This is a genomic window from Carnobacterium inhibens subsp. inhibens DSM 13024, assembly GCF_000746825.1.
Classification (GTDB): Bacteria; Bacillota; Bacilli; order Lactobacillales; family Carnobacteriaceae; genus Carnobacterium_B; species Carnobacterium_B inhibens.
The window spans coordinates 495,755-514,406 of sequence record NZ_JQIV01000006.1; the positions used below are offsets into that span (position 1 = coordinate 495,755).

The following is an 18,652-nucleotide window of genomic DNA, read 5'->3' on the forward strand; positions in this document are numbered from 1 at the left end:
ATCGTATTAGGAGGAAAGATAATGAATATTAATGATTTATTGGTTAAAGAAGTCATGATCATGGATTTAAAATCAACAACTAAAGAAGGCGTTATTGATGAAATGATCGCTAGTTTAAAAGAAAACGATCGTATTAACGATGCTGTTTTATTTAAAGAAGGTATTATGCATCGCGAATCGCTTACTTCTACAGGTTTAGGTGATGGAATTGCGATGCCGCATTCTAAAACAACTGCAGTCAACCACCCTACTGTTTTATTTGCTAAAAGTGCAAAAGGTGTCGACTATGATTCATTAGATGGTCAACCTGCTTTCTTATTCTTTATGATTGCTGCTCCAGAAGGCGCAAACGACACACATTTACAAGCTTTGGCAAACCTTTCTCGCTTATTGATCCATCCTGATTTTGTTTTATCTTTAAAAGAAGCTAAAACACCTGAAGAAGTTCGTTCACTTTTTGCAGCTGCTCAAGAAGTACAAGAAAAAGAGGCTGAAGAAGAAAACAAAACGATTGCAACTGTAGAAAGTTCAACTGATCATTCCGATAGACCTTTTGTTATCGCAGTCACAGCTTGTCCTACAGGTATTGCCCACACTTACATGGCTGAAGATTCATTAAAGAAAAAAGCAGCTGAAATGGGTGTTGATATAAAAGTTGAAACTAATGGTTCTGACGGAATCAAAAACCGTTTAACTGCTGAGGATATTAAAAGAGCAAGTGGCGTTATTATAGCTGCCGATAAAAAAGTTGAATTAGCTCGTTTTGATGGAAAACCTATGTTGCAACGCCCTGTTAGTGACGGTATCCGTAAATCTGAAGAACTCATTACAAAAGCAATGAACAAACAAGCACCTATTTACTCATCAGATGGACAAAAAGACGAATCAGCTGATAATGATGAATCTGGTTCATGGATTAATCGAGTTTATAAAGACTTAATGAATGGTATTTCAACTATGTTGCCTTTTGTTGTAGGTGGCGGAATATTAATGGCTATTTCTTTCCTATTAGAAAGAACGTTAGGTGATACAAATGCCATTTATCTATTTTTAAATACTGTCGGAAATAACGCATTTAATTTCTTAATCCCTATTTTAGCTGGTTACATTGCGTTAAGTATTGCTGATCGTCCTGGTTTAATGCCTGGTATGGTTGGTGGACTCATTGCTGTAAACAGCAACGCCGGTTTCCTTGGTGGTCTTGCAGCTGGTTTCTTAGCTGGTTACACGATTCTAGCATTGAAAAAAGGCTTAAAAGGATTGCCTCAATCACTTAACGGTTTAAAATCTATTCTACTTTATCCTATTCTTGGTTTATTAGTTACTGGTGCATTGATGTTCTTTATTGTTGGACCAATCTTCGCAACAATCAACCTTGCAATGATTACTTTCTTAGAAAATCTTGGTACAGGTAATGCAGTCCTTTTAGGTGCATTATTAGGTGGAATGATGTCTATTGATATGGGTGGTCCTTTTAATAAAGCGGCTTATGCCTTTTCAATTGGGATCTTTACTGATACAGGTGATGGTAGCTTGATGGCTGCTGTTATGGCCGGTGGTATGATTCCACCATTAGCAATCGCATTAGCTAGCACATTCTTCAAAAATAAATTTAATGAAGATGAAAGAAAATCGGCTATTACGAACTATGTTATGGGATTATCGTTTATTACTGAAGGAGCTATTCCTTTCGCTGCTGCTGATCCTCTTCGTACAATTGGATCTTCAGTCGTTGGAGCTGCTATAGCTGGTGGATTAACTCAGTTATGGGATGTTACGATTCCTGCTCCACATGGCGGTATTTTCGTTGTAACACTCTCAAATCATCCTTTCTTGTTCTTAGGAGCATTAGCTATCGGTGCTGTCATCTCAGCTGTTATTCTTGGTCTTTGGAGAAAACCAGTTACAAATGACTAATTGATCTACTAATCAAAAAAGCTTATGGGATTTATTACTTCCATAAGCTTTTTTTGTATCTAAATAACTAACTACTGGTTAGTTAAATGGATTATAGATAAACTAGATTCTATTCTTATTATGAAAAGGACCTACAGAAAATACTGTAGGCCCTTCTTTTTTAATAAGTTAGGTTATATGAACTAATCCCAATACTTTATTATAATATTTTTGCTAAAAAATCTTGCGTTCTTTCGTGTTGAGGATTATCAAAAACAGCTTCTGGTTCGCCTTCTTCAACAATATAGCCACCATCCATAAAAATCACACGATCAGCCACTTCTTTTGCAAATCCCATTTCATGTGTTACGACAACCATCGTCATACCAATTTCAGCTAAATCTTGCATAACTTTAAGCACCTCACCCACCATTTCAGGATCCAAGGCAGAAGTAGGTTCATCAAACAACATAACATCAGGATTCATAGCTAAAGCACGAGCAATTGCAACCCGTTGTTGTTGACCGCCTGATAAATTAGAAGGATAAGCTTCCGCTTTGTCAGATAAACCAACTTGTTCTAATAATTTGATAGCTGTTTGATGCGCTTCAGATTCTGGAATACCTTTAACTTTTATAGGTGCTACTTTTAAATTTTCTAACACTGTCATATGAGGAAACAAATTAAAGTTTTGGAAAACCATTCCCATTTTTTCACGCAATTGATTCATTTTTGTTTCATTTAAACCAGTTAAAGCAGTTCCTTCAAAAATAATTTCACCACTCGTTGGTGTTTCCAATAAGTTTAAGCAGCGAAGCAATGTACTTTTTCCAGATCCCGATGGACCTATGATCACCACTACTTCTCCTTTTTTAACTTCTTGATTGATATCTGTTAAAACTTCATTAGTGCCAAATGTTTTCTTTAAATGATTGATTTTAATCATGATTCATCTTCCCTTCATAATGATTTAATAGCTTAGTTAAACTAAATGTTAAAATAAAGTAGATGATCATTGTAACCACTAAAGGAGCAATTCCTCTATATGAAACAGAAGTCACAACTCTTGTTTGGAAGATTAAATCACTTACACCAACAATTGAAACAATTGAACTTTCTTTAATAACCGTTATAAATTCATTTCCTAATGCTGGCCAAATGTTCTTAAGTGCTTGAGGGAAAATAATTTGACGCATAGCGATATTTTTACTCATTCCTAAACTTCTTGCTGCCTCAGCTTGGCCTTTAGGTACTGAATTTAAACCTGAACGAATAATTTCACAAATATAAGCTGCACTATTTAGTGAAACGGCAATAATACCAGATGCTAAAGCTGGAATATTAACTAAGTAACCCACTGCAAAGTAAATGAACATGACTTGAATCATCATAGGTGTTCCACGAACAAATTCAACATAAGCGGTAGAAGCATAATGCATAATTTTATTTTTGCTCATTCTCATAAAGGATAATCCAACTCCAAGTATTGACCCAAAGAAGACACTCACAACTGAAATCAGAATCGTATATCCTGTCCCATTTAAAAAGTATTTCCAATAATTAAAAATACTGTTGCTGCTCTCAGTTTCTTCATCTGTCCCAGTTTGCGCAGCTTTCAAATGAGATCCAGCTTCTTCTAGATAACTAGGAATTAAATCTTGCTCATTAATCTCTGTTAAAGAAGCATTTACCACTTCTACTAAAGACTGTGTGTCTTTTTTAAAAGCAATGGCACTACCTTGTTCTCCTTCTTCTAAAAGAAAACCACCATCAAACGTTACGATTTGATTGTCATTTCCTACGTAAGCTTCTGCACTAGGTTTTTCCATTAAGATAGCTTCAATTTTATTTGTCTTTAAAGCTAAAAGCAGATCGGTTGTTTTTGTCAAACTCAATATCTCTGAATCAGGCATTTGTTCTTGAGCGAGTGTTTCTTGTAATGAACCTGTTTGGACGCCAACTTTCAGACCTGTTAAATCATCCGTATTTGTATAAATTTCTTTGTCTGTTTCTCTTACAACGATATTTTGACCACCTGTATAGTAAACATCGGAAAAATCAACACTTTGTCTACGTTCTTCAGTAGGGCTCATACCAGAAATAACCATATCAACTTTTTCTGATTCTAAAGCTGGCAGAAGACTGTCAAAACCGATGTCTTCAATTTTTAATTCTACTCCTAAATCTTCAGCGATTTTTTGAGCAATAGAAATATCCATTCCCACTATAGTATCTTTACCGTTTACTGTACTATGAAATTCATAAGGCGGAAAATCTGCGCTCGTACCAATCACTAGTGTTCCTTTTTCTTGAATATCCTCTAAAGCTGTATCAGCTGCAAATACCGAATCTATTGGTATAAACAAACTAAGTACAGTTACTAAACTTAATACAATCAAATAAAATGATTTCTTTCTCATACTTCTTCCCCTTTTCTAGTCAACGCTACTTTTTTACTTATAAAATATCATAACAGATTAAGAATATTTATACAATATATTTCAGTAATATTAATTAAATTAGTCTTTTGCTCCCCTTTTATGCATTTTAAATGTATATATGAATATTAAAAATATTTTTTTCGAGAAAGTCTTGTTTTCTTTGTCTATTCAGTCTACTATTGGATTACATAAAAAGGAGGTTGAGTATGGGACAAATTCATAAAACGGAGACAAGCTTGGACGATTTATTTAGCCAGTTTGCTATTGATCCTGAAGAAGAAACTCTTTTTCCTGACCCTGAAGAAAAATTTTTTATAGATGAAGATGAAAAAGAAGCTCTTTTAGCTAAAAATAATAAAAAAAATAGAAACGTTGAATAGCTAATCAGCATTCAGCGTTTCTATTTTTTTATTCGATTCGATTACGGCTTCTTTCAGCAGAAAACCCGTCTGGATAACGTCGTTTTAACTTCTCTATATTTTGTACTGCTGCTTCTTCAAAAGGAATGTCAGCCCATTCCGCAATTTGAGATAAGTACCAAAGGACATCCCCAAGTTCTTTGGTTAATTCCTTTTTATCTAAATCATGACCATGAAAAGTATATTTTTTAATTAGATCCACTAACTCACCGGATTCACTAGCTAATCCTAATGCGCAATTAGTCAAAACTTGTTCATTTCCGTATAAAGTACGGCTGGCTAATTTTTGATATTCATTAAATTCCATTTTGAAAATAACTCCTTTAGTCTCTATTCTCTATTTCTCAAGGCATTAAAACTAGCTTCCATAGCATCTAAAGTACGCTCAACATCTTCTAGGGTATGAGTAGTGGATAAGAAGATTCCTTCAAATTGAGAAGGAGGCAACAATATGCCATGATTGATCATTTCTTTATAATACTCAGCAAAAAAAGCTGTATCACTTGCCTTACTTTGTTGGTAATTGGTTACCGGTCCTTCATTAAAGAATAAGCCAATCATACTGCCAGCTCGATTGATTGTAATTGGGATATCAAATAAGGCACTTAATGAAAGAATCCCTTTTTCTAATTCATCACCTAAAGCTTCAAAATGAGCGTAATGCTTTTCAGTCAATTGAGATAGTGTAGCAATTCCAGCGGACATGGCAATAGGATTTCCAGATAACGTACCTGCCTGATAGACACTGCCAGCTGGAGCAATATTTTCCATGATCTCTCTTCTTCCGCCATAAGCTCCTACGGGAACACCGCCCCCGATAACTTTACCTAGACAAGTTAAATCAGGCATGACATTATAGTGACCTTGAGCACTATAGTAGCCAACTCTAAATCCAGACATAACTTCATCAAATATCAATAAAGCTCCATCTTTTTCAGTCAACGTCCGTACTCCTTCTAAAAATCCTTTCAATGGCGGTATAACGCCCATATTTCCTGCTACAGGTTCCATAATCACGGCTGCAATCTCGCCTGGGAATTTTCGGAATAGCTCTTGAATGGCTTCTAAATCGTTATAAGGAGCAACTAAAGTATTAGATGTTGTACTTTTCGGAACGCCTGGTGAATCAGGTAATCCTAAAGTCGCAACTCCAGATCCTACTTTTACTAACAATGCATCATCATGACCATGATAACTTCCTTCTAATTTTATGATCTTATCTCTACCCGTAAACCCTCTTGCTAAACGCAATGCACTCATGGTAGCTTCGGTACCCGAGTTTACAAAACGAACCATTTCTACAGATGGTACACGTTGGATTACTAGTTCAGCTAATTGATTCTCCATAAGAGTTGGCATACCAAAACTCGTGCCTAAACTAGCCGTACTTTGGATATCGTGGATCACTACATCATTAGCATGACCTAGAATTAAAGGGCCCCATCCTAAAACATAGTCAATGTATTCATTTCCGTCAATATCATATACGTGGCTGCCTTTTCCTTTTTGAATAAATACAGGAGGCACATCTACCGATTTAAAGGCCCTTACAGGACTATTTACTCCTCCAGGCATTAATTGCTGTGCTTTTTCAAAAGCTTGTTCAGATTGTCTAGTTTCTCTCAATGCTGATCTCCTCACTTTCGATTGCAAGTACTTCTGGAGATTCTTCTGTATTTTCTATTTCAACAGAAAAACCTAAAGCTCGTGCAAATGACTTCAGTTCATTTTTCGTGTCTTTTGGATCGTTTGAACTTTTTTTCCGGGCAAACTCTTTTAATGAATCAATTGGTTTTCGTTTCATTTGATTAATGACACTTTGCAAGTGTTTACCAATTAAAAGAAGTTGATGTTCCGTTAATTCAGGCAATTTCCTCTCTAAGCTAGCTAGAGTATCTTCTTTGATTTCTATCGTTTGAAGAGCCAATTCTTGCAAATACGGAACAGCTTTTCTTTCTTGGTACCACTGTTTAAAGTCTGCAACTTCTTCACTCAAATCTGCTAAGATTTTTTTCACGATTTTATCTTTGTCAGCATCTACCTCATCTAGTCTGAAACTAATTTGATCCATATCAAAAACTTGGATATCTTCCCTATATTGAATACTAGGTTCAATATTTCTTGGAACAGCTAGATCCATAAACAATTGTCTTTTCTTCGTTAAACGAATCGTAGCTACTTCCTCAATTATTCTCTCCGTTACAAGATAGTGCTGTGCTTTTGTAGCTGCAATAATTCCATCAGCCACTGCCAAGGACATTGGCAAGTGATTAAAATCAGCTGTAAAGAAATAACGAGTCAATTGATCCGCTTTTTTCGCATTCTGTGCCCATAGATTTAGTTCATGTGCCAGATCATTCACTTTTTGTTCATTGCGGCCCGTTAAAGTAATATGGGTAACTCCTTGATAAAATAAGGTTTTAGCTGTTAAACGGATCATTTTTCCGGTCCCTATTAAAAGGAATCGCTTATCTGTTATCGTTTCCCATTCCTCTTTACATAGTTTAACCGCAGCAGTTCCGGGATTATAAGACAATTGATCTAAATTCGTTTTCGTATGCATTTTTTTAGAAAAAGAAATGGCTTTATTAAATAACGAGTTTAGGATCGGTCCGGATGTTTTTTGCTCAATTGCTAACGCAAAGGCTTGTTTAACTTGGCTTAAGATCTGTGTCTCTCCAATGATCAATGAATCAAGTCCAGTAGCCACTTTAAAAAGGTGATCAACAGCATCCTGATTTGATTTTCCGTAGCTTGTTGAGATAACTTCAGAAATCTCGTATCCTGTATGTTTTGAAAGGTAATGAAGCATATCCCCATGCTTAAATTCATCTTGATCAATGTAAAGATAATATTCAGTTCGATTGCAAGTCGAAAGAATGACTGCTTCTTCAACTCCCGAAAAGGATTTGATCACAGCGAGCTGTTCAGGTACTTTTTGTTCTTCAATTGTATAATTCTCTCTAATTTCTATCGGTGTCGTTTTATGACTTACCCCATATAATAAGATTTTCACTACTACCATCCTCTTATTTTCATCATTATAATTGTAAATAAATAGAAAAAAGATAGAATCCATCGTTCTTCTACCCTTTCTATTCTTTAAATCTATCAATTATTCTTGATTTACTCATTTATTCTAAAAAGAAGTTAGTTTTTAATGTAAGACTCAATCAATTTCCATGCTTGTTCTTTTCCTTCGCCAGTTTCGGAAGAAAAAAGAACGAAATCATCTTCTTCTCTTAAATTCAACTTATCTTTTACAATTTTTATGTGTTTATTCCATTTACCTCGTGGGATTTTATCTGCTTTTGTAGCAATAACAATTACAGGAATAGAATGATATTTTAAAAACTCATACATTTGTACATCATCTTCTGTTGGCGGATGTCTTAGATCTACTACAGAAAGAGCTACTTTTAATGTTTCTCTTTGAGTAAAATACGTTTCAAGCATTTGACCCCATTTTGCGCGTTCAGTTTTTGATACCTTAGCATAACCGTATCCTGGAACATCTACAAAATAAAAAGTATCTTCGATAATGTAATAATTTAACGTTTGTGTTTTTCCTGGTTTTCCTGAAGTTCTAGCTAGTCCGTTTCGATTGATCATCGTATTGATAAAAGATGATTTCCCTACATTTGAGCGTCCTGCTAAAGCTATCTCAGGGAGTCCAGTACTTGGATATTGAGCAGGCGAAACCGCACTGATCACAATATCAGCTTTATTTACTTTCATACTTTAATCTCCATCTCTAATTATAAATTCTTTTACCATTCTAACATATTAAAGCAACCAATAACATTCCAATTTTAAAACCTTCTTTAGTTTATTCTTAAGGTCTAATGAAACTATTACATAATTATTACTCAAATAAGCTAAAAAGAGAGTTAAAGCCGCAAGAGCTAGGGCAACTGGAACGAATAAGCGCAGTATGGTCATCGACCATCGAGCATTGAATAAATGCACTTAGGCGTTAGGTCTGCTTTTTGGAGCACGTTTTAGAATAAATATTCGTATAAAAAGAAGAGGCTGGGATTTTTGTCCCAGCCTCCTATCGTTTACTTATTCTATTAAGACTATTGTTATCTCACTCTAGCTGATTTTATTACCTTTAGTATCAAAGAATTCTGGTAACCCTGAGCCGCTTACGGTTTCTTTTGTAATCAAGCACTTAGCGATCTCTGGACGGCTTGGCAAATCAAACATGATTTCTAACATAATAGATTCTATGATAGAACGTAATCCACGTGCACCAGTATTGCGTTCTATTGCTTTCTTTGCAATCTCTGTTAAAGATTCGTCTTCAAATTCTAATTCAACTTCATCTAATGCTAATAATTTTTTGTATTGTTTTACAAGAGCATTTTTAGGTTTCGTTAAAATATGAACCAAATCATCTTCAGTTAATTTTTCTAAAGCAGCCATAACTGGAAGACGTCCGATGAATTCTGGGATCAATCCAAATTTCAATAAGTCTTCAGGAATGATTTGTTGCATAATGCTTTGGCCTTCTTCTATTTTTTTCTTAGCAGAACCAAAACCAATGACTTTTTCGCCCATACGATTCTTAACGATCGTTTCGATTCCATCAAAAGCTCCACCAACGATAAAAAGAATATTGCTTGTATCTAATTGGATAAATTCTTGATGTGGGTGCTTTCTTCCACCTTGTGGAGGAACATTAGCAACAGTACCTTCTAAAATCTTAAGCAAGGCTTGTTGAACCCCTTCTCCACTAACATCACGTGTAATGGAAACATTCTCACCTTTGCGAGCGATTTTATCGATCTCATCGATATAAATAATTCCTTTTTGAGCACGTTCTACATCGTAATCAGCTGCTTGCATTAGTTTTAGAAGGATATTTTCAACATCTTCTCCAACATATCCAGCTTCTGTTAAGCTTGTAGCGTCAGCAATAGCAAATGGAACATTTAGAATACGAGCCAAACTTTGAGCAAGGAACGTTTTCCCAGATCCTGTTGGTCCAATTAAACAAATATTACTTTTTTGCAATTCGACACCGTCTTTTTCTTCGCCACCAATTTGATTTACACGTTTATAATGGTTATATACGGCTACAGATAAAGATTTTTTAGCTTGTTCTTGTCCAATGACGTAATCATTTAAGATGCCTCTAATTTCTTGAGGTTTAGGCACTTCTAAAAACTCGCCATATCCCGCATCACTAAATTCTTCGTCAATAATCTCTTTACATAAATCGATACATTCATTACATATATATACACCTGGACCAGCAACAATTTTTTTCACTTGGTCTTGAGACTTGCCGCAAAAAGAGCAGCTCACAGGTCCTTTTGTTTCTTCATCATTAAACATTCCTGTCCACCTCTATTCTCATTCGTACCACTTATAATAGTAGCAGATTTGCCGCTCATATTACAATGAGAATCGTTCAAATCTTAAATAGCATAGCATAATTTATGCTCTAAAGCTAGAATTTAAACCGCTTCTCATTTAGCCAAAAAAGGACTCCAAAAAGAATAACTTTTGAAGTCCTTTTTTGTTTGTTTTAATTTATGCTTAACAAATCAGCAATTATTGTTCTTTAGCTGTTTCAGTAATTAGATCAATTGCTTTTTTCATTGAAATGTCATGTTTCAACATTTCTGGAGTCAATGCAGCACGAACAGCTTTTTCGTCCATACCATATTGTTCTGCTAAGTTTTTGACTTCTTCATTAACTTCATCTTCAGAAGTTTCAAAAGATTCAGCTTCAACGATAGCTTCAAGAACTAAGTTTGTACGTGTTCTTAAGTCAGCATCAGCTTCCATTTGTTTGTGTAAGTCTTGTTCTGTTGTACCAGTAATTTGGTAGTACATTTCAGGAGAAACACCTTGACGTTGCATATCATTTAAGAATACATCCATTTGACGGTGAACTTCGTCGTGAACCATTGCCCATGGAAGATCTTCGATTTTAGCATTATCTACCGCTTGACGGATAGCTGCTTCTTCAACCGCTTCTTCAGCAGATGCAACTTTAGCATCTGTTAATTGAGTTTTGATTTTTTCTTTTAATTCAGCTAATGTTTCAACTTCTTCATCAACGTCTTTAGCGAATTCATCATCTAATGCTGGTAATTCTTTAGCTTTAACTTCGTGTACTTTTACTTTAAATGTAACAGCAGCACCTTTTAAGTCTTCAGCATGGTAATCTTCAGGGAAAGTTAAATCAACGTCTAATTCATCTTCAGCTTTAACGCCAACAAGTTTTTCTTCGAAACCTGGGATGAATGAGTTTGAACCTAATTCTAATGAATGGTTTTCGCCTTTTCCGCCTTCGAAAGCAACGCCATCTTTAAATCCTTCATAATCGATAACAACTGTGTCGCCTTCAACTGCAGCATCTTCTTTCAATACTAATTCAGCTTGTGCAGCACGTTTTTCTTCAATATTTTTTTCAACATCTTCATCTGTTACTTCACGGTCTTGTTTTTCAACTGTTAAGCCTTTGTATTCCCCTAGTTCAACTTCAGGTTTTACAGTAACTTCAGCTTCAATAACCCAAGCTTCGCCTTTTTCCATAGATTTAACGTCAATTTTTGGTTGAGCAACTGGATCGATTCCAGCTTCTACTACTGCAGCGTCATATGCTTCAGGTAATACAGCATTCAATGCATCTTCATATAAAGCTTCTTCACCAAATTGTTTGTTGAAAATAGCACGAGGAACTTTTCCTTTACGGAATCCTGGTACGCTTAGTGTAGATTTCACTTTGTTAAAAGCAGTATCTAAACCTTCTTTAATTTTTTCTTCTGAAATTTCAAATGTTAAGACACCATCATTTGTGCCTTTTTTTTCCCAATTAGCAGTCATGTTATATTTCCCTCCGAAACACTCTATTTTTCGCAATAAAAAAGCAATTGCATACTCATTAATAGTACACTAAAGGCATAAATTTGTAAATAAAAACAACGAATTAAAGGTAAAACAGATTGTCTTTCACTTCATTTTATATTAAGTAACGAATGAACATTTAAGTTAGATCCATCAATTCTTGTTCAACTTTTTGCATCCATCGATTCATTTCATTGGTCTCATAATCAGATTCTTCTATCTGATTGGATTCACTATAACGTTTTTGATAAAGACCAACCCACTCTGTTGGAGAAGTGATAACTTCTTCAATAAAAGGATATAACATAAAGAAATGAAGCGAAACTTCTTGTACCATTGCTTGATATAATGAAGGATTTGTTTGTTCAATGCGTTCAGATAGCAAAAACATGACTTCTTGAACAATTTTATGCTTCTTAATAGAAGTAAGGGTGCAAGGTTGGATAGATCTTTTTTCTTTCATCCAATAAATATCGAAAGACCCCTGTACTTTCTCAAACGCTAAACGTTCGATAGCAGTTGCTTTAACGATCCCGTTTACATATGGATTTGCCAATATGGGTCTTACTGCTTCTATGAATAGTTCTAATGGAATTTCTTCTAGTTCTTTCATAATAGCCGATTGCTTAGCAAAACTTTTGTCGCCTAAGGAATAAGACTCTTTTAAAAGATATTGAATCCTTTGTTGTTTTTCTAATTCAATTTTAGCTTGTTCTTCTTCTAACAACGATTGAACAGCTGTCCAATTTGCTTCAGATGTATCTGTTAGTGGATATTTCTTCTTGCGGAACAATAAAGCTTGCTCAGCCTGAAGAAATAGATGGCACTTTATCAAAATTGCGGTATAAAAAAGGGCTAACGATTCTTCACTTTCATAAAAAGAGTATTTATCATCTGCAATCTCTTTAGCTTTTTCATACTCCCCAATTTGGTATAAAGCAGTTGTATAATTTGTATTAAGCAACTCATCTTGTTCCAATCGGTAAGCTTCCTCAAAAAACGGAATGGAGTCTTCCATTCTACCGGATAGAAAACATTCCATCGCTTCTTTTTTGTACCACTCATAATTTTTTGGAAAGGGTACTGTTTCTCCCATGGTGTCACTCTCCTGCATTCATGTCGTTCAACGTTAACTAGTCCATTCTTTTTTTGTGCTCGGTATCTATTTTAGCATACATTTATTTATTAAAGTCTATTAAAATAGAGAATACGCTTTCCTTTTTAACTTAAAGAAGATTCAAAACTAAAAAATTAATTTATACAATAAACGGCATAAATAATCACGATTCAAAAAAAATTTTGTATTAGATTATACAAACATATGGTAAACTATTTTTGTTATGTTTAATTTAAAACAATCGTTGACTATTTAAGGAGGATCCGTAATGAACCAAGGTTATGTAAAAGATCTTACAACTGAAGAACAAACTGAATTACAATCTATAGCAAATATTATTTTTGTGGAAACTATAGCCAATGGTTTCTATGAATTAAAAAAAGTAACTGCCGCTTTGCCGGACAAATTTCCATTGGGCCGGATCTATTCTAGAGAAATGTTAGGAGCGCTACTTTTAGATGAACATCGCTATAATATTTTAATTGAAACAAATGACAGCAAATATCTTTATCAATCTTCTACAGTTAAGATACCTGAAATCAATTTACCTGAATAAAAAAAGATAGGAAAGCTTTAGATGTAAAAAATCTAGCTGCTTTTCTATCTTTTTTAATAACATTTAGAATTTTCTAAAGCGTTGATAGCGTTCTTCAACAAGTTGTTCAGGTGTTTTTTTTGAGAGTTCTTTTATTGTCGAACCGATATTTTTTTTCAACTCTTCCAAGATGTGCTCATGAGAGAGTAATCCTTCTGAATTTGTTTCTGGTAGGATGTAATCAATCACATCAAGCCCAAATAAATCTTGCGCAGTTAATTTCATCAGTTCTGCGGCTTCTTTCGCTCTCGAAGCATCTTTCCACAAAATAGAAGAAAAACCTTCAGGTGAAAGAACAGAATACATGGTGTGTTCCATCATCCAGACTTGGTTTCCCATAGCTAAAGCTAATGCTCCACCACTACCGCCTTCTCCTATAATGATAGAAAGAATAGGTACTTTTAACTTGCTCATTTCTATTAGGTTGCGTGCAATAGCTTCACCTTGTCCTCTATTTTCAGCCTCTACGCCACAATAAGCACCAGAAGTATTGACAAAGGTTATTACAGGCCTATGAAATTTTTCTGCTTGTTTCATTAAACGCAATGCTTTTCGGTACCCTTCTGGATGAGGAGAACCAAAATTACGAAGAACATTTTCTTGTACTTCGTGTCCTTTTTGATTCCCTATAACCGTTACAGGTTGTCCATTTAAGGTTGCTATTCCACCTACAATAGCTTTGTCATCATGAAAAGATCGATCGCCATGGAATTCAATAAAACCGTCAAAAACAGATTCCATTATTTCTAAAGTTGATAATCGTGATGTTTTTCTTGATAAAGCAACGATTTCCATAGCTTCTTTCAACTTGTTCACCTTCTTTATAAAAATACTTACCTGCCTGTTTTTTACTGATGAATGCGTAAGATATGACTCAGTGTCTGTTTCAATTCTTTTCTTGAAACGATCTTATCGATAAATCCATTTTCTAAAACAGACTCAGCAAGTTGAAAATCATCAGGCAACTTTTCATTAATAGTTTGTTCGATAACCCGTCTGCCTGCAAATCCAACTAAAGCTTGAGGTTCAGATAAGATAATATCCCCTTGCATGGCAAAACTGGCTGTTACACCACCAGTTGTTGGATCGGTTAATACGGTAATGTACAATAGACCAGCGTCACTATGACGAGCAACAGCTCCACTGATTTTAGCCATTTGCATAAGCGATAAAATACTTTCATGCATGCGAGCTCCACCTGAGGCAGTAAAAATAATGACAGGTAGTTTTTCTTCAATTGCTTTTTCAAATGTTCTGGTAATTTTTTCACCGACTACTTTTCCCATGCTTCCCATAATAAAATGAGAGTCCATCACACAAATAGCTGTTTCTAGTCCATCAATTAATCCTTTTCCAGTTAAAACAGCTTCATGAAGGTTTGTTTTCTTCTTAGCTTGTTCTATTTTTTTATCATAATCTGGAAAGTTCAAAGGATTTTCAAAAGGAATATCTTGATTCCATTCTTCAAAGCTGCCTTCATCAACCGTTAATTCAATCCGCTTTTGTGCCCGTATTCTAAATGAATAGCCGCATTGAGGACAGATTTTTTCCGCTCCTAAATCTTTGGTATAAATAGCCTTTTTACAACTTGGACATTGTGCAAACATGCCATCTGGTACCATAGGGGCATCATTTTCTTCATTAATATGTGTGTGTTTGGTAATGGGTATATACGCTCTTTTTTTAAATAACTGCACCTTGTCACCTCTTTTATTTGCGGCTTTTTTAGTGAGATGTTTTTGTTAATCCAAAACAAACTTATTCAACACGTGGTTTCCATTCTTTAAGAAAAACATCTTGTAAAAAGCTTGTATCGTATTCACCATTAACAAATCGTTTATCCATTAATAAATCTTCTTGGAAAAATTGATTGCTAATGATACCATCAATAACCATTTCACCTAAAGCACGCTGCATTTTAGCGATTGCTTCAGCACGATTAGCGCCTTTTGTAATAATCTTCGCAATCATCGCATCATAATAAGGCGGAATATCCGCTCCAGCAAACATCGCACTATCTACTCGTAATCCATTTCCTCCGCTAGGCATCAATAAATAATTAATGGTTCCAGGTGAAGGCGCAAAATTAAAAGCAGGATTTTCAGCGTTTATTCGGCATTCGATCGTGTGTCCAGTTAAACGAACATCACTTTGTTTAATAGATAACTTTTCTCCACTTGCAATTAACAATTGTTCTTTTACGATATCAAACTCCGTAGCCATCTCCGTTACTGGATGTTCAACTTGAATACGCGTATTCATTTCCATAAAATAAAACTGTCCATTTTGATCCAATAAAAATTCAATCGTACCTGCATTTTTATATCCAACATACTTTGCTGCACGTACGGCTGTTTCTCCAAGCGCTTTGCGTTGTTCTTCATTGATGGCAACAGAAGGAGATTCTTCAATAACTTTTTGGTTATTTCGTTGTAAAGAACAATCACGTTCTCCCAAATGGATAACATTTCCATAGTGATCACCTAGTAATTGTACTTCAATGTGTCGTGCATGTTCAATGATTTTTTCCATATACATTTGGTCATCGCCAAAAGCCGCTTTAGCTTCACTTTTGGCGCTGTTGAATGCAGCAACTAAATCGTCGCTTTTAAGAACTTTTCGCATTCCTTTTCCGCCTCCGCCAGCTGAGGCTTTAACCATGACTGGATAACCTAATTTATCTGCCAGTTGTTTAGCTTCATTAGTATCGGTAATAAAGCCTTCACTTCCCGGAATAACTGGTACGTTTGCTTCAATCATAAGAGCACGTGCATTCGCTTTATTTCCCATTTGATCAATAGTATCCGCATCTGGTCCTATGAAAGTAACATTCATTTCTTTACACATAGTGGCAAACGTACTATTTTCAGATAAGAAACCAAAACCTGGGTGAATAGCTTGTGCATTCGTCACAACGGCTGCACTTAAAATACTTTGCATATTCAAATAAGAATCTGTAGCTTTTGCCGGGCCAATACAAATGGCCTCATCAGCTAATTGCATATGCAACGCATCACGATCCGCTTCAGAATAAACAGCAACTGTTTTGATTCCCATCTCACGACAAGCTCGAATAATGCGAACAGCGATTTCTCCTCGATTGGCAATTAATATCTTATTAAACATAGGCTTATCTACCAATGATGAAAGTTAATTCAGCTTCACAAACTTTTTTTCCATCTACGTAAGCTACGCCTTTTCCGATACCAGCATAATCTTTTAATTTAACAATATCAACTTGTAACATTAATTGGTCACCAGGAACAACTTTTTTACGGAATTTCACCTTATTCATTCCACCTAAATAAGCTGTTTGCCCTTTAAAACGGTCTAGCGTCAATAAAGGAATCGATCCTGCTTGAGCTAAAGCCTCTAGAATGTATACTCCGGGCAATACGGGTTCTCCTGGGAAGTGACCTTGGAATACTTCTTCGTTGATTGTTACATTTTTAAGTGCTACAACATGTTCACCAGGAATCATTTCGTCTACACGATCAATAAAGTAGATTGGGTAGCGATTCGGGATCAATTCTTGAATTTCTTTAATATTCATTTTTGTCATTGGTGTTTCCTCCTAGGCAATTCTGAACAACGGTTGATTAAATTCAACGACTTGTTCATCTTCTATTAGTATTTCAGTAATCGTTCCATCTACTTCACTTTTAATTTCATTCATCAATTTCATGGCTTCTACAATACAAAGTGTTTCTCCAACCGTTACTTTATCGCCAACTTTTTTGAAGGCAGGTTGATCTGGTGAAGGCGAAGTGTAGATTACTCCCACAATTGGAGAGTGAACTAATGCACCATCGGCAACAGTTTCAGCAATTGGAGCTGAATTGGAAATTTCTTCGAAAACAGGAGAAGAAGTTTGTAGATTCTCTTTACGAACAGGTTCGTTAAATCTTGTATCTGAATCAGTAAGAACAGTTTGATTGCTGATTTGTTGGCTAGATGTATTTTTACTCATTCGTAAATTAACATTATCCATTTGCAAATCGAATTCAGTTAATTCTGATTTATTTACTAGATCTAGAATTTCCTTAACTTGATTGAAATCCATTATTACTGACCCTCCCATTTCTTAAAGCAGGTTACGGCATTGTGTCCGCCAAAACCTAAAGAATTGTTTAGTGTGTATTTAATATCTGCTTTACGTCCAACATTTGGAATGTAATCTAAATCGCACGCTTCATCCGGTACTTGAAGGCCAATAGTAGGTGGTAAAAATCCGTCTTGAAGAGCTTTCACACATGCTACTGCTTCAATTGCTCCTGCAGCACCTAATAAGTGTCCTGTCATACTTTTCGTACTTGAAATCGCAACGTTTTTAGCTTCATCACCAAATGCATATTTAATTGCCATTGTTTCAGCAGAATCGTTTGCTCCAGTACTTGTTCCATGAGCATTGATATAGCCCACATCAGCAGGTGTTATACCAGCTTCAGCCATTGCGTCTTGCATTGCACGACCTGCCCCACTACCATCTGGTGTTGGCGCAGTCATATGATAACCGTCACCTGTAGAACCGTAACCAACTATTTCAGCGTAGATTGTTGCTCCACGTTCTAATGCATGGTCTAGACTTTCAAGCATTAAGACAGCTGCGCCTTCACCCATAACAAAACCAGTACGTTCTTTGTCGAAAGGAATTGAAGCACGGTCAGGATCTGTACTCGTTGATAGAGCCGTTAATGCAGCAAAACCAGAAATACCGATCTCATTGATCGTACCTTCTGCTCCTCCAGCAAGAATCACATCTGAATATCCATGTTTGATGTTACGGTATGCTTCACCAATAGAATTATTTCCAGAAGCACAAGCTGTTACGATAGACGTATTGATCCCTTTAGTTCCAATCGCAATTGAAATATTTCCAGCGGCCATATTTCCGATCGCCATTGGCACGAAGAAAGGTGCTACACGTTGAGGTCCTTTTGTGTTCATCTTAATGATTTGTTCTTGCATAGCATTCAATCCACCAATACCAGAACCAACGATGACACCAAAACGGTTCATGTCTGTTTTTTCACGATCAATGCCGCTTTCTTCTACAGCTTGAACAGCTGCTGCAACACCATATCTTGAAAATTCGTCCATTCGTTTTGAAATTTTACGTTGCATATAGTTTGTTGCATCAAAATCTTTCAATTCACCAGCAACAGTAATGCCAGTTTCAGTTGCATCAAATTTTGTAATAGGAGCAATACCGTTTTTTCCAGCTTTAAGCCCATCCCAAAATTCGTCTACTGTATTTCCTAAAGGCGTAACTGCACCCATTCCAGTAATAACTACACGATTCGTCATTGTTTTTCCTCCT

The 18,652-nt window shown here is 35.6% G+C and carries 18 protein-coding genes; 3 read left to right on the forward strand and 15 right to left on the reverse strand.

Going from position 1 to position 18,652, the window contains the following annotated elements; all coding sequences use genetic code 11:
* Nucleotides 1–21: 21 nt before the first annotated feature.
* A complete protein-coding gene (locus BR65_RS03450; protein ID WP_034536736.1) occupies nt 22–1,917 on the forward strand; it encodes a PTS fructose transporter subunit IIABC in 1,896 nt (631 codons plus the stop codon).
* A gap of 199 nt (nt 1,918–2,116) precedes the next feature.
* On the opposite strand, the gene BR65_RS03455 is transcribed toward BR65_RS03450, so the two are convergent.
* Together BR65_RS03455 and BR65_RS03460 are read right to left on the reverse strand one after the other, a co-directional pair.
* Complete coding sequence (locus BR65_RS03455; protein WP_023178034.1) at nt 2,117–2,842, reverse strand: amino acid ABC transporter ATP-binding protein; 726 nt, start codon at nt 2,840–2,842, stop codon at nt 2,117–2,119.
* The gene (locus BR65_RS03460; protein ID WP_034536738.1) at nt 2,835–4,316 is read right to left on the reverse strand and encodes an ABC transporter substrate-binding protein/permease; all 1,482 of its coding nucleotides are present in this window, start codon (nt 4,314–4,316) and stop codon (nt 2,835–2,837) included. Before BR65_RS03460 ends, BR65_RS03455 begins: the two co-directional genes overlap by 8 nt.
* Before the next feature lie 227 nt (nt 4,317–4,543).
* Here BR65_RS03460 and BR65_RS13945 point away from each other — a divergent pair, with 227 nt between their 5' ends.
* The gene (locus BR65_RS13945) at nt 4,544–4,717 is read left to right on the forward strand and encodes an SPJ_0845 family protein (protein WP_023178037.1); all 174 of its coding nucleotides are present in this window, start codon (nt 4,544–4,546) and stop codon (nt 4,715–4,717) included.
* 28 nt (nt 4,718–4,745) lie between these two features.
* Here BR65_RS13945 and BR65_RS03465 read toward each other — a convergent pair whose 3' ends face one another.
* The 7 genes from BR65_RS03465 to BR65_RS03495 all read right to left on the reverse strand — a co-directional run bounded on the left by BR65_RS03465 (nt 4,746) and on the right by BR65_RS03495 (nt 12,716).
* Complete coding sequence (locus tag BR65_RS03465; protein ID WP_023178039.1) at nt 4,746–5,063, reverse strand: nucleoside triphosphate pyrophosphohydrolase family protein; 318 nt, start codon at nt 5,061–5,063, stop codon at nt 4,746–4,748.
* Nucleotides 5,064–5,086: 23 nt separating this feature from the next.
* Nucleotides 5,087–6,382 (reverse strand): glutamate-1-semialdehyde 2,1-aminomutase, encoded by a 1,296-nt coding sequence (gene hemL / locus BR65_RS03470; RefSeq protein ID WP_034536740.1) that lies wholly within the window; start codon nt 6,380–6,382, stop codon nt 5,087–5,089.
* Nucleotides 6,369–7,781, reverse strand: a complete 1,413-nt coding sequence (hemA, locus tag BR65_RS03475; RefSeq protein WP_051932817.1) for a glutamyl-tRNA reductase — start codon at nt 7,779–7,781, stop codon at nt 6,369–6,371. The genes hemL and hemA overlap by 14 nt, the downstream gene beginning before the upstream one ends.
* Nucleotides 7,782–7,906: 125 nt before the next feature.
* Nucleotides 7,907–8,494, reverse strand: coding sequence for a ribosome biogenesis GTP-binding protein YihA/YsxC (yihA, locus tag BR65_RS03480; RefSeq protein ID WP_023178044.1), 588 nt, complete (start codon nt 8,492–8,494; stop codon nt 7,907–7,909).
* Nucleotides 8,495–8,851: 357 nt separating this feature from the next.
* The gene (gene clpX, locus BR65_RS03485; RefSeq protein WP_023178045.1) at nt 8,852–10,099 is read right to left on the reverse strand and encodes an ATP-dependent protease ATP-binding subunit ClpX; all 1,248 of its coding nucleotides are present in this window, start codon (nt 10,097–10,099) and stop codon (nt 8,852–8,854) included.
* A gap of 219 nt (nt 10,100–10,318) precedes the next feature.
* A complete protein-coding gene (tig, locus tag BR65_RS03490) occupies nt 10,319–11,599 on the reverse strand; it encodes a trigger factor (RefSeq protein ID WP_034536742.1) in 1,281 nt (426 codons plus the stop codon).
* A 160-nt stretch (nt 11,600–11,759) separates the two neighbouring features.
* Nucleotides 11,760–12,716 (reverse strand): hypothetical protein, encoded by a 957-nt coding sequence (locus tag BR65_RS03495; protein WP_023178047.1) that lies wholly within the window; start codon nt 12,714–12,716, stop codon nt 11,760–11,762.
* 289 nt (nt 12,717–13,005) lie between these two features.
* Between BR65_RS03495 and BR65_RS03500 the strand changes: the two genes are divergently transcribed.
* Nucleotides 13,006–13,293, forward strand: a complete 288-nt coding sequence (locus BR65_RS03500) for a hypothetical protein (protein ID WP_023178048.1) — start codon at nt 13,006–13,008, stop codon at nt 13,291–13,293.
* A 63-nt stretch (nt 13,294–13,356) separates the two neighbouring features.
* Here BR65_RS03500 and BR65_RS03505 read toward each other — a convergent pair whose 3' ends face one another.
* From BR65_RS03505 to fabF, 6 genes are all read right to left on the reverse strand, one after another.
* Nucleotides 13,357–14,127, reverse strand: coding sequence for an acetyl-CoA carboxylase carboxyl transferase subunit alpha (locus BR65_RS03505; RefSeq protein ID WP_034538600.1), 771 nt, complete (start codon nt 14,125–14,127; stop codon nt 13,357–13,359).
* Between the two features lie 53 nt (nt 14,128–14,180).
* Nucleotides 14,181–15,029 (reverse strand): acetyl-CoA carboxylase, carboxyltransferase subunit beta, encoded by an 849-nt coding sequence (accD, locus tag BR65_RS03510; protein ID WP_034536744.1) that lies wholly within the window; start codon nt 15,027–15,029, stop codon nt 14,181–14,183.
* Nucleotides 15,030–15,090: 61 nt separating this feature from the next.
* On the reverse strand, nt 15,091–16,458 hold the full coding sequence (locus tag BR65_RS03515) for an acetyl-CoA carboxylase biotin carboxylase subunit (RefSeq protein ID WP_034536749.1): 1,368 nt from the start codon (nt 16,456–16,458) through the stop codon (nt 15,091–15,093).
* A 4-nt stretch (nt 16,459–16,462) separates the two neighbouring features.
* Nucleotides 16,463–16,885 carry a 3-hydroxyacyl-ACP dehydratase FabZ gene (gene fabZ / locus BR65_RS03520; RefSeq protein ID WP_176944148.1) on the reverse strand — a complete coding sequence of 141 codons (423 nt, stop codon included), beginning with the start codon at nt 16,883–16,885 and terminating at the stop codon, nt 16,463–16,465.
* Nucleotides 16,886–16,906: 21 nt separating this feature from the next.
* Nucleotides 16,907–17,395: an acetyl-CoA carboxylase biotin carboxyl carrier protein gene (gene accB, locus BR65_RS03525; RefSeq protein ID WP_023178053.1), complete on the reverse strand. Its 489-nt coding sequence runs from the start codon at nt 17,393–17,395 to the stop codon at nt 16,907–16,909.
* Between the two features lie 2 nt (nt 17,396–17,397).
* On the reverse strand, nt 17,398–18,639 hold the full coding sequence (gene fabF / locus BR65_RS03530; protein WP_023178054.1) for a beta-ketoacyl-ACP synthase II: 1,242 nt from the start codon (nt 18,637–18,639) through the stop codon (nt 17,398–17,400).
* Nucleotides 18,640–18,652: the final 13 nt, after the last annotated feature.